At 53.4% G+C, this 11,743-nt stretch carries 13 protein-coding genes and 1 pseudogene; 10 read left to right on the forward strand and 4 right to left on the reverse strand.

The genetic code is table 11. From position 1 onward, the window contains the following. The coding region (locus tag OSO_RS0102310; RefSeq protein ID WP_010581953.1) for an SOS response-associated peptidase at positions 1–396 on the forward strand (396 nt) is incomplete at its 5' end. 26 nt (positions 397–422) lie between these two features. Here the strand turns inward: OSO_RS0102310 and OSO_RS0102315 are convergent. After that, positions 423–1,358: a S1/P1 nuclease gene (locus OSO_RS0102315; RefSeq protein WP_010581954.1), complete on the reverse strand. Its 936-nt coding sequence runs from the start codon at positions 1,356–1,358 to the stop codon at positions 423–425. Positions 1,359–1,445: 87 nt separating this feature from the next. Here OSO_RS0102315 and lexA point away from each other — a divergent pair, with 87 nt between their 5' ends. The 7 genes from lexA (at position 1,446) to OSO_RS0102350 (ending at position 8,254) form a co-directional block, all read left to right on the forward strand. Beyond that, complete coding sequence (lexA, locus tag OSO_RS0102320; RefSeq protein WP_010581955.1) at positions 1,446–2,099, forward strand: transcriptional repressor LexA; 654 nt, start codon at positions 1,446–1,448, stop codon at positions 2,097–2,099. A gap of 33 nt (positions 2,100–2,132) precedes the next feature. Beyond that, positions 2,133–2,387 (forward strand): hypothetical protein, encoded by a 255-nt coding sequence (locus OSO_RS0102325; protein WP_010581956.1) that lies wholly within the window; start codon positions 2,133–2,135, stop codon positions 2,385–2,387. 150 nt (positions 2,388–2,537) lie between these two features. After that, positions 2,538–3,077, forward strand: a complete 540-nt coding sequence (locus OSO_RS0102330) for an RNA polymerase sigma factor (protein ID WP_157604961.1) — start codon at positions 2,538–2,540, stop codon at positions 3,075–3,077. A gap of 17 nt (positions 3,078–3,094) precedes the next feature. Next, complete coding sequence (locus OSO_RS0102335; RefSeq protein ID WP_010581958.1) at positions 3,095–3,562, forward strand: hypothetical protein; 468 nt, start codon at positions 3,095–3,097, stop codon at positions 3,560–3,562. Beyond that, on the forward strand, positions 3,562–4,227 hold the full coding sequence (locus tag OSO_RS0102340; RefSeq protein ID WP_010581959.1) for a hypothetical protein: 666 nt from the start codon (positions 3,562–3,564) through the stop codon (positions 4,225–4,227). The genes OSO_RS0102335 and OSO_RS0102340 overlap by 1 nt, the downstream gene beginning before the upstream one ends. Further along, positions 4,224–6,899, forward strand: a complete 2,676-nt coding sequence (locus OSO_RS0102345) for a DUF1549 and DUF1553 domain-containing protein (RefSeq protein ID WP_010581960.1) — start codon at positions 4,224–4,226, stop codon at positions 6,897–6,899. The genes OSO_RS0102340 and OSO_RS0102345 overlap by 4 nt, the downstream gene beginning before the upstream one ends. Before the next feature lie 56 nt (positions 6,900–6,955). Next, positions 6,956–8,254, forward strand: a complete 1,299-nt coding sequence (locus tag OSO_RS0102350) for a DUF1501 domain-containing protein (protein WP_010581961.1) — start codon at positions 6,956–6,958, stop codon at positions 8,252–8,254. A gap of 149 nt (positions 8,255–8,403) precedes the next feature. On the opposite strand, the gene OSO_RS0102355 is transcribed toward OSO_RS0102350, so the two are convergent. Next, positions 8,404–8,646: a hypothetical protein gene (locus tag OSO_RS0102355; RefSeq protein WP_010581962.1), complete on the reverse strand. Its 243-nt coding sequence runs from the start codon at positions 8,644–8,646 to the stop codon at positions 8,404–8,406. Positions 8,647–8,968: 322 nt separating this feature from the next. On the opposite strand from OSO_RS0102355, the gene OSO_RS0102365 reads away from it, so the two are divergent. Both OSO_RS0102365 and OSO_RS0102370 read left to right on the forward strand, forming a co-directional pair. Next, positions 8,969–9,769, forward strand: a complete 801-nt coding sequence (locus OSO_RS0102365) for a HipA family kinase (protein ID WP_010581963.1) — start codon at positions 8,969–8,971, stop codon at positions 9,767–9,769. Then, entirely contained in the window at positions 9,766–10,602 is an 837-nt protein-coding gene (locus tag OSO_RS0102370) for a hypothetical protein (protein ID WP_010581964.1), read from the forward strand. Before OSO_RS0102365 ends, OSO_RS0102370 begins: the two co-directional genes overlap by 4 nt. Positions 10,603–10,983: 381 nt before the next feature. Here the strand turns inward: OSO_RS0102370 and OSO_RS51290 are convergent, their stop codons facing one another. Together OSO_RS51290 and OSO_RS52785 are read right to left on the reverse strand one after the other, a co-directional pair. Beyond that, on the reverse strand, positions 10,984–11,445 hold the full coding sequence (locus tag OSO_RS51290; protein WP_162130498.1) for a hypothetical protein: 462 nt from the start codon (positions 11,443–11,445) through the stop codon (positions 10,984–10,986). Between the two features lie 79 nt (positions 11,446–11,524). Next, positions 11,525–11,698, reverse strand: a pseudogene (locus tag OSO_RS52785) (IS3 family transposase); the annotation flags it as partial. Between the last annotated feature and the right edge of the window lie 45 nt (positions 11,699–11,743).

Consider the following 11,743-nt stretch of genomic DNA (forward strand, 5'->3'; position numbering starts at 1 on the left):
CTCGTGATGGCCAGTGGGTTCTACGAGTGGCGGAAACTCGATGCTAAGAATAAACAGCCGTATTACATCAGCCTGACGAACGGCGCGCCAATGCCGATGGCGGGGTTGTGGGAGGTCTGGAAGTTGCCGGAAGGGGAAACCGTGGAGTCTTGCACAATCATCACCCACACGGCAAACGACATGATGGAGCCGCTTCATGACAGAATGCCGGTGATCCTCACTCATGCACTCGTCGACCCATGGCTAGACCCGGCGATCAATGATCCAGCAGCGATTCAGCCGATGCTCGAGCATTTCCCAGCTGACGAAATGCAGGCTTGGCCCGTCAGCAAGGATGTCGGAAATGTCCGTAATCAGGGAGCTTATCTGGCAGAACCATTGAAAGAGGAGAGCTAAAGGGCTTGGGGAGATCCAGTACAGATTCAGTTGTCTTCAAAATCCTCACGCAGAATCGCTGCGAGTGCCATCGCCGCTCTGGCCGCCAGTTCCTTTGCGAGTGTTCCAGCCCGACTTAGGTATTCCTTTGAAAGTTGAATCGGCTCAAGCTTTGCGCCGTTGATTTCAGCTTGTTCAATTGCCCGGATGACATCTTTGTCATAGACGTAGCCTGTAGGAGCCTGCATCAGCCAGCATTCAGGCTCTTTACCACGTTGAGATTTTGCAACTTCCGCGGCTCCCAAGAATTCCCCGCTATCGCGCACTTCAGCTGCTCGTCGCAGCACGTCCCCTTCATCGAATTTCGGCCCTAACAAGTTGTCCCAAAGCGCGTGAAGGTTTCTCCCTTGTTTCGTAGGGATTTCGTTTCCACCGCGATCGCCTGTAGGAAACAACCGCTTTGAGTACAACGAGCCAGAATGGCAGGGCTGGTTTGCATCACCGACCAAGTGGCAGATCCAACAAAGTGCGATAGCGCGATCAGCAGGTGGCTGATTCTTATCTTTGAGGACTTTCCGACAGAGCCGAATAGCCTGCTTGATGTTCAACTCCTTTGTCGCAAGCGTGGCATCATCAGGGGGGAGGCGTGGAGATAGTGGCACATCCTCGAAATCACCGACAGTTGCGTTTATGAAAACATCATAGTGCCACTTGGGGCGATCAAATGACGTTCGTCGGGCGACATCGGGCCAGAAAGCAGCACGGCCGATCATCCATCGATCGGGATCTCTAACTTTCTCTGGGATCTTGAAGTCCTGTTCGAATCGTGGATGGTGCCCCAGCAAATCCAGAACGCTGGATCGCACATCCGACGTCAATTCGTCGAACGCCAAGACTGCAATGAGGTGATGCCCACCTTCGGACCATGCAGAGCAGGATTGCCCCGCGAAAATGCAGGCGATGAACGCTACGATGAACCGCATGGAGTTCCTTTTCGGTTTGATCCCTGGACAAGAATCGTCGGACGGAAAGACTGCTGCAAGTCGCACCGTCGTAGAAAATGACTGGATATGGCAAAACGAAGCCGTGGCAGACCGATCGTCGAAACGTTGACTCCCTCGCAGAAACGAGTCTTGCAGGCCCTTGAAGAGCACATCGCCAGCAATGGCATGACGCCGACATTCCGAGAACTGGCGGAACAGCTCGGCCAAGGTGCTGCAAGTATTTCGAAGGCCATCACTAGACTCGAACGGAACGGCTATGTCGGACGAACGGCTGGCAAGTCACGGAGCCTGACAGTTCTCCGGTCGGCGTCCGATTCGGAGCCTGCGAGCCTCGTACCAATTCCACTGCTCGGAAGCGTTCCCGCAGGAACTCCGCTCTTCACTCCTGAGAATCAGCTCGGTGAACTTCTCGTCGAATCTGCCACCATTCGATCTGGCAAGCACTTCGCCCTCAAAGTCAGCGGGACCAGCATGATTGACGCGGGGATCAACTCGGGTGACGTCGTGATCGTGCGCCAGCAGCCTCTCGCTGAACACCGAGACATCGTGGTCGCGTTGCTCAACGACGAAGCCACAGTAAAGCGATTGCATCATCGTAGTGGTGAGATCATGCTGGTGCCGGAGAACAAGAAGCTGAGGCCGATCGAGGTCGGACCTGAAGACGATCTGAGGATTGTGGGAAAAGTAGTCGCGGTACGCGGTTTGGCTGCGGTGAAATAGCGTCGCCCGTCAAAACAACAAGAGATTCGGGATATGAAGAAGCTGGTGACGATCATCGCCGAGCAGGCCGACAACCAATGGTCCGTCTGGTTCGCGGATCTGCCGCAGGTCTCATTTAGCGGGGATATGCCCGCTGATGGAATTCGACGGCTGCTGGCGCACTTTGGGGCGGATCAGTTCGACGAGGAGAAGATTTCCGCCGTCGAGGATGAAACAAGAGAGGGACATCTGGAGTTCGTCATCCCTTTGCGATACCACCGGCGGATTCCGGCCCCATCCGTGAACTAGTGCGATCAGTGCGTCTCCTTGTCGACGGCGTCTATTCTTAAAAACCTCGGCACGTTTCGTGTGTTTCGGGATTTTTTGCACGTCCGTCATTTTTCAAAGAATAAAATCCCCTCGTCGCGCATCGTTTACGTGCATGCAACGATCGAGGGAGTGACCGATTTGTCCAACGCAGAGGCTCAGCCGCAGCTACAGGACCGGATTTCCAATGAGGAAGTTCGAGGCTTGGCCGACCTGTATGCCGCGGAACTTCTAGCATTTTTGACCGGAGTTCTACGAGACGCTGCGGCGGCTCAAGACGTCTCACAAATCACATTCCATCGACTGTTGGAAGTCGGACACACTGCACAGAAAAACACGATCAAGGGATGGTTGTTTCAGGTTGCCATGCGAGAAGCGCTGGCTTATCGGCGTCGAACGAAGCGTGAAATGGAACATCTGGGAAAGTACTTGGACTCAAAACGGCAAGAGCTTGCCATTCTGCCAAATGCCATTGATGGGGACGAAGTTGAGCGAGTTCGCGATTTGCTCAAAAAGCTGTCCGCGGAACAGCAAGACGTCGTAAGACTGAGGATTTACGAAGGCAAGTCTTTTGCGACGATCGCAGCCGACCTGAAGGTTCCCTTGGGCACGGTTTTAACTCGCATGCGACTCGCGTTGGAAAAGCTCCGAACTTGGCTCGGGAAAGATTGATCGGGAAGGACTGAACGATGTCGTCTGAAGGCGATGAATTGAACTGGTTGGCAACGCAGTATGTATTGGGCGAACTTGCCTGCGCTGACCGTGACTCATTTGAATTGCGACTTACCAACGACTTAGCGGCATGCGAAGCGGTCGCCTCAGCACACTTGCTGTTGGCAACGGTTCAGAGTGCCATTTCGTCGTCTGTTGCGGTACGCCCTGCAGCAATCCTTTCGCACGAATCACCGAAAAAATCGCATTGGGCTGTCATTGCATCGACTGTTGTCGCGTTGAGTTTGGTCGGATCTTCGTTTTGGTTCAGTGTTCCAACATCCGATTCCGGCATGTCAGACGTCTCAATGTGGAGTCTTGACGATGACGTGACAGTCGCCGAGATGGGCGAATCGGATGAAGACAATGATTCGCATCTTGAGATTCCAGAATGGTTGCTGGCTGGAGTTTCGCTCGAATTGCACGACGCGAGAAAGGACAATTGATGCGATCAATCCGATTTCTCTTCATGCCGGTTGCCATCGCTTGGATCGCTGGTGTCGGAAGCAACGGTCTCGCGGATGATGCCGCGACGCCCGATAAGTCCGATGTCAAACCGAAAACGGAATCCGTCGCTCCGAAAACACCTGGCCCTGCCGATGCGAAAGAAGAGGCCGCGGTGGAATTTGTGCAGCGTAACCACCCTGCCCTTGTTCCGCTTTTGCAAGCCTTGAAGTCGAGTAGTCCTAAAGAGCATGGCGAAGCCATCGCCGCCCTCAATAAGGACATCGATCGATTGAATGGGATTCGCGATAAGAATCCGCAGCGGTACGCCGAACAGCTTGCGGAATGGAAGCTCACGTCGCGAATTCGACTTCTGGGCGCTCGATTCGCTGTATCGGAAGACAAGGACATTGAAGCGGAATTGAAAGCAGCACTTCGAGAGCGAGTTGATCTGAAGTTGGCGACGGCAAAATCAGAACTCGATCGGCTCAAGAAGCGTGAGAAAAAGCTCAATTCGATGATCGACGAGTTCTCCGACAAGGACAAACAGGTTGCGAAGGAAATGGCGCAACTCAAATCGGCACGTCCAGTCTCGAAGGGTGGCAAGAAGAACCTGAAGACACCTGCTTCGGCTGGTCAGGTTGATGCAAAGGGAGATCGTAAATGACGACGTTTCTTCGAACGCGTATCACTCTTTCGATTATCACCTGCTTCTGTGCTGCAGGTTTGTCGCAGGCCGCTGACGAAGTTCCGAGGATCGACCACCGGTATTCGGCCGAATCGGCGAATGGAACTCCTGACTTCCGGCAAGACATCGTGCCATTGATCGGGAAGCTCGGTTGCAATGGACGAGCCTGTCACGGTTCATTTCAGGGTCAAGGCGGCTTCCGACTTTCGCTGTTTGGATATGACTTCAAAGCGGATCACGAGAACTTGACCCAAGGTGACAGACCGCGAGTGAACACGGCCGCCGTTCCCGAGAGTCTCATACTTCAGAAGGCACTGGAGATTGTCCCGCATGAAGGAGGGAAACGCTTCGAAGCGAACTCTTGGCAACACCGCGTTTTGACGCGTTGGATCGAAACGGGTGCGAATCCTGGTACCCCTGAGAGTCCAGAATTCGTTCGACTCGAAGTGACCCCCAATGAAATCGTTGCGTCGAAGCGGGGCGAAACTTGGACGTTGAAGGCCGTTGCCATCTGGTCAGATGGGGCACGTCACGATGTGACTCCCCTTTGTCGGTGGCGAACGAACAACGATCAAGTTGCCACGATTACGGACGGTGGTGTCGTGACCTCGACAGGCCCGGGGGATTCTCACGTCGTCGTGTTCTACGATAACGGCGTTGTCCCGGTCCCCGTCATGCAACCAGTGAGCGATCGTACCGGCTCAAACTATCCGTCGGTCGCCACGAATTCGAAAATCGATGAACTCGTTATCGATAAGCTTCGCAAGATTGGAATCGTACCGTCTGAGCTCAGCACGGATGCCGACTTCCTTCGCCGCGTCTCGCTCGATATGACGGGAACACTTCCCACGCCAAGGGAAGTTGAAGCATTCCTGAAAGACGATTCGCCCAATAAACGCGTTGCAAAAATCGACGAGATGCTGGAGCGACCTACCTACTCCGCGTGGTGGGCGACCCGTTTTTCGGACTGGACTGGGAACAACACTCAGAGACTCAACTTCCAGACTTCCGGTGTCGCTCCGGCCGTGCGTTCGACTGAATGGTACGAATGGCTGCGCGTTCGCATCGAACGGAACGTCCCCTACGACAAGATCGCGGAAGGGATCATTCTGGCAGTCAGCCGCAAAGAGGGTGAGGACTACGCCCAGTACTGCGAGCGGATGAGCGGCTACTACGCCAAGGAGCCGAAGGGCAAAATCACTGATGAAGATTCGATGCCTCATTATTGGTCGCGGCGCAACTTCATCCAAGCCGACGAAAGAGCACTCGGATTCGCGTATTCCTTCCTGGGGCTTCGGATTCAGTGCGCTCAGTGCCACAAACACCCCTTCGACCAATGGACAAAAGACGATTTCGATCGGTTCAAAGAATTCTTCCCCCGGCCTCGATACGCAACGCCGCCAGCCCACAAGGACGAGCGAATCGCCTTGCTCGAAAAGGCCGGGATCGATCACAAAACGCTGAAAGGCAATGACCTCGGCAAGGCGGTGCGAGAGCATTTCGCTAAGGGCGAATTGATGCCATTCGACGAACTGTTCCTCACTCCAGCAAAGCGGACGGGCGGCAAGAAACAGGCCGCTCAAAAACTCTCTGGCCGGACGGCGAAGATCCTCGGGGGGGATGTGGTCGCGATCGATGAGATGGATGATCCGCGAAAAGCCCTTATGGAATGGCTGCGAGATGATCAGAACCCCTACTTCGCCAAAGCCGTTGTCAACAGAATTTGGTCTGCATACTTCAATGTTGGGATCGTCGAACCCGTGGACGATCTCAGTTTGGCGAATCCTCCCAGCAACGAGGCGTTGTTGAGCTATCTGTCGGATGAATTCCGCTCCCGCGGCTACGACATGAAATGGCTTCACCGCACGATTGCGAACTCGTTGACGTACCAGCGCAGTTGGAAAACCAATGAGACGAACCAATTCGATGAACGGAACTTCTCTCATTCCGTGCCGCGGCGGTTGCCTGCCGAAGTGGCTTACGATGCCCTGCGGATCGCCACGATGAGTGATCCTGAAGCCGCCAAGGTCGTCACCAATCTGAACGGGCGAGCAATTGCAGATCCCGTTGGCGGACAACAACGTCGAGGTAAAAACGACTACGCGTTGTCGATTTTCGGAAAATCCATCAGGGAAACGAACTGCGAATGTGATCGTTCATCGGAAGCCAGTCTTCTACAGACTGTCTATCTGCAGAATGACAACGACGTCATCGCAATGATCGAAGGCAAAGGTCGTTGGGTTGATCAGGTCATGAAGCGAATTCCGCAGGCAAAGGAAGCGGACGAGGAAATCGACGATGAACCTGAAGGACAGGCGGGCAAGCTCGCGAAATTGAGCACAAAGCAGCTTCGCCGACGGCTCGACATTGCGACGCAGAAGGGGCGAGAGAAAGCCGTTGCAGCCATCCAGCAGGAGATCGCCAAGCGAGAAGCGGCAGTCGAATCCGAGAGTTCGTCGTCAACAGAAACGAACGCGAACCTCACCTCGATTGTTCGAAGTGCCTTCTTGCGGACTCTGAGCCGGTATCCAACTGACCCAGAGACAACACGCGCCATCAAGTATTTCGAGGAAACGGATGACATGTCCCGAGGTCTGAAAGATCTGCTTTGGGCTCTCGTCAACACGAAAGAATTTGTGATCAATCACTGAGCATCACTCGCTCAGACAACCTGACATTCGGCCATCCACTCACGAAGGAGTTTTCCATGGCAATTCATCAGACCTGTGACGGAGTCCGTCGTCGTGATTTTCTGAAAGTCGGAGCGATCGGGGCGACTGGCCTCACACTGTCGAACTATCTACGACTTGCGAACGCTGGCGAAATCCGATCCGCGAAAGCGACTTCCGCGATTTTCATCAACCTCGCGGGTGGGCCATCCCACATGGACACGTTCGATCCGAAACCGAACGCACCGAGCGAATATCGTGGCTCCTTTGATGCGATCAAGACGAACGTCGAGGGAATCGAGATCAGCGAGCATCTACCAAAGCTTGCCCAGCAAATGGACAAGTTCGCCATCCTCCGCGGTGTGACGCATTCCCTCGCGGCCCATGAACTGGGAAGCCTGTACGTCAACTCGGGCAATCGGCCGATTCCTTCGATCGAGTTCCCGTCTTACGGTTCAGTCGTGAGCAAGGAGCTCGGTGGGCCTGATGACTTGCCGAACTATGTTGGCCTGGGGAATGTCTCGCAGAAAGCAGGATACCTTGGGGTTCGATTTGCCCCCATCACGGCCTCAACCGCTCCGAAACCAGGGCAGCCGTATTTACTCCGTGGAGTTTCGCTCGAGAACGGTCTCACGGTGACAGATGCCTCACGACGCCAGTCGCTGTTGAAGGATCTCGACACGACATTTAAGTCTGCTGAGAAGAATAGCCAGCTACTCGACGGGCTCGATCGGTTCGGGCAGCAAGCGTATTCGATGATCACGTCGTCACGGTCTCGGGAAGCGTTCGACACGAGTAGGGAGTCACCCGCGTACGCCGAGCGATTCGGGAAGACTGATTTTGGGATGAACTGCCTGCTAGCGTCTCGGCTCATCGAATCGGGAGTTCGATTCGTGACGATCAACTACGGCGGCTGGGACACCCATAAGGACAACTGGGATCGCCTGAAGACAAAGCAACTGCCGCCATTCGACGAGGGATTAGCGGGGCTCCTCAGCGGGCTTGCTGAAAAGGGCCTACTCGCATCGACCTGTGTGTTCGTGACCGGTGAGTTTGGTCGAACGCCAAAGATCAATACCGAACGAAACGGACGTGATCACTATGCTCGCGCCATGTTTATGCTGATGGCGGGCGGTGGGGTCAAAACTGGTCAGGTACTTGGCGCCACGGATGACAGAGCTCTTGGTCCCGTTGATGCTGGATTCAAGCCTGACAACGTCGCCGCGTCATTCTTCGCAAACCTCGGAATCGATGCTCACAAGGAGTATCAAACAAACATCGGACGACCGGTCATGATCGTGCGGGACGGGGAACCAATTTCGCAGCTGTTCGCGTAGATGATCCCACTCGAGTTGACTCAATCTTAGGGGAAGCCGTTCACATCGAGCGGCTTCTTTCATTGAACAACGCGACAGTAGAATGAACGCAATTCACCTCGCGAGTCGCACCATTAAAATGGTACAATCACATGCTTCGCAGAACCAAACTAAGTCGGCAGGATTGTCCCAAGCCACGGCGTGATGATGCCGCCAATCTGGGGAACAGACGAATTTTCAGTTGTTCCAGGGCGTTCGAACTGTGGCGGTGCGCCCACCGTATTTGCGGCGGCAATTGGTTTGTTAGTCTGTTCAGCCGGTTTGAGAACTTCTTCAATACTTTCATCGGGCACTTTCAACTCCGACCCGCATTTTTGGCACTCCGCTTCCCGGCCCGCGAATTCATCTTTCACTTCTAATTTCTATTCGCAGACCTGGCACGAAAATTTGATCATCTTTGGAGTTGGCTCCTTTACACTGGCAGACTTAAGTCAAATTGGCTGAAGATCATGCGAAACATTTGTGCTGAGGTAAACACTGCTCACTCGTTCCTAAAGCGTCCGTTATCCGCAGAAAATTGCGGTTCTTTAGGACTTATATTGCGCCGCAGAAGGAGGCAACGAGCTGTGGCAGAATCTGCAGCCGTTTCATATTCACGCAAGCGCTTGAAGCGTTCCGATAACACTGTCGGTGTACGTGTTTCGGGCTGCTTCCAATCGTCCAGTGGTGTGAATCATGGCTGTCGGTTCCAGATTTCGATTCCGCGCGGAGTACAACGTTGACGACCTGGGTTTTCCTGAGGAAGATAGAAGCCGAAGATCGTTTGGATTCGTTGGTGCGTATCACAAGCGGCCATGGGAATTTTCTCCGTACCGCATTCCGAACGAGTACGTCTGTTCGCGACTGGCTGAACTGATTGGTTTGCCTGTACCTCCATGCGTAATTACATACAGCGAAGATCTGGGCGAAAAATGCATATTTTCAATCCTTGATTTCAACATCAACAGGCACAAATTACCTGAAATTGAACCAGACAAGTTTGTCGAGCACCTTCCCGATATCGCTGCTGGTGTCCTCCTGTTTGACGTGTGGATCGCGAATTCCGACCGGCATTCTGAGAACTTGACGGTTGACGACATCTCAGCGCCAACGCTTTGCCAAGTGTTCGACCACGATCAGGCACTTTTCGGGGGAAATGCTGGAAAAGGATGCGATCGCCTAACAACGCTTTTCTTACGACTCGGCATTACGGGCGGTCCAGTTACTGGCAATAATCGCCACTGTTTACTCAACGAAATCGATTCAACAGAGCATTTCTCCAAATGGGCGAATGCGATTTGGAGCACTCCTGACAGCGTCATTGAGCGACTGTTGAGGGACGTGCTAAAATTCAAGCTGATATCCCACGAAGAGTGCGAGCTCGGCACGAAATTCCTCATAAACCGCAAGAATCGGTTGACGGAAATCATTGCTGAATACAGGCATGAATTCACAAAGGTCGTCGACTGGAATCCTGAAAGGGGGCTGTTCACATGAACAATCCACGCTTCCTAATAGCCAAATATGTTCGAGATGTCCGACGCATGGAGCCGCGTAATATCGGCTTGATAGTGTGGAACAATGGAGACGTTCAATCGCGGTTCATTGAAGACATTCACGCGGGACTTCGAAAGCTCCATATCGTCGACATGCACGCTTACCGCCAGTGGCTCCTTTCGTGGAGGATCCAATGCGGCAAGCCACAACTGCGCCTGCCAAACGGCGAGATGGTACAGAGGCAGCAGCCAGAATTCGTAGATGCCATTCGATCACGGTCTTCGGAGAATTTCCTTCTCGTAGACGGCGGCCGCATCCGCGGGACCGTAGACGGAGAGGATACTCCTGACCTGTTGAATGAATTGTTCAATGAACTCGTCGCGGAAGACCCAACACCCGAAGAGGAGCGCCAATACTCTGAGGGGGATTTGCTTCGCAAGGCGTCCACTTCCGTACTACGTGCGTCTGGAATCCGCGAACGACCAGGATTCCGTAATAATTACGATATGACGTGCCCAGTTGGCGAGACAATCCAGCCGTTCAATTTCGATCACGCGATTCACACTGACAGGCCAGTCGCGTTGATCCAGAAAGTGCCGCTCTTCAATCACGGTGCGGTTTACAAGACCGTGTTTCAGTTCGAGAAAATGCAAGAGGCGAAACAAGTTCGTCGCGAAAATTGTGCGTCTCTCATCTATCTTGATCCTGGAGCTCGCTGGCCTGATCAGGCGCGTGAGTCATATAAACTCTTGTCGAAGGACAGCATCGTAGTGAATGTCGCAGATCCAATGAACGCCTCCGCACAGATTAAGGCTCTGGGCCTGTCTCTGTGAGTTAGGCGAAAAATGCACCAATCCAGATTTCCGCCAGCGGCATCCGGAAAGTGAACTGCCAGGCAGTGAATCGGTGTTTACTGGTTTCACTACCGGCCACTACCGGATTCAGGCCCAATTACCGTGAGGCTGTGAGCCCCAGCGATTCCGAGTGATCGGCATTGATTGTTCAGCAAACACCGATAAACTCAGATGCTCAGGGTGATTCGTCGAAGCGTGAGTTCAGCGGCAATGGCTTGAGGGCCTATTGGTAGCAATGCCGGGCGTTTTCTCATTACGTTCAGTCAAAAGCACGCCATTCGCAAGTCAATGTGGCTGTTCGGTTACGGGCACCATTTCAATTCTCTGTCAAGCGATTGACGGAACCCGGTTTACCTGGCTTCACGCGGGTTGGTTTTCAGGAACTGGCGTTCTCACAAGTGGCTTGCTGAGCAGCAAATTAACGGAGAGCAGGGTCAGAGGAAGGACGATCGACCAGTGGGGAATGAACCGGTAATAAATCGAAGCAAGCGACGTCGAATGCGTCAATGACTCGAATGTACCGAACTTCCAATTCCAAACTTCTGTGTCTTCCACTGGGAAAAAATCCCCGACTCTTCGAACATCGAGATCTGTCCACAATGTTTGATCGAGCAAACTGAACGACGAGTCCGCTGCCTCGCAAGTTCCGATGACAAGGTCGCCGTCGAGCGAGATGACCTGGATCGAATTGACCTTGCTGAGAGAAAAATAAAGTTGCTTACCTTTCGGCAAGCCTCTCACCCACGCTGACGTCAGCACGCAAGCCATCAGCAGCGTGACAACACCGAGCTTGGGTTTCCACCCCCTGAGGGACTCTCGCACGGCCATACCTTGCCACAAAACACCAATCAGATGGAATTGCCCAAGAAATGTAGGCGCAGGATTCGGAGTATACAGCCTGTTCGAACTTGATGGGTGATTTATACCCGAGTGTTGAGTGCTTACGGACTCGGTTGCAAAAGCCTTCGATGTATTCGAAAAAGATTTGACGCGATTGCGAACGTCTCTGATACCGTTCGCAGTGTACGATTTCTTTCTTTAAGGTGGCGAAAAAGCCTTCCATCGTTGCGTTGTCCTAGAGAGCATTTCATAACCGCCTCATTGTAATGAGCGCGCAGGC

Source organism: Schlesneria paludicola DSM 18645, from assembly GCF_000255655.1.
GTDB lineage: Bacteria > Planctomycetota > Planctomycetia > Planctomycetales > Planctomycetaceae > Schlesneria > Schlesneria paludicola.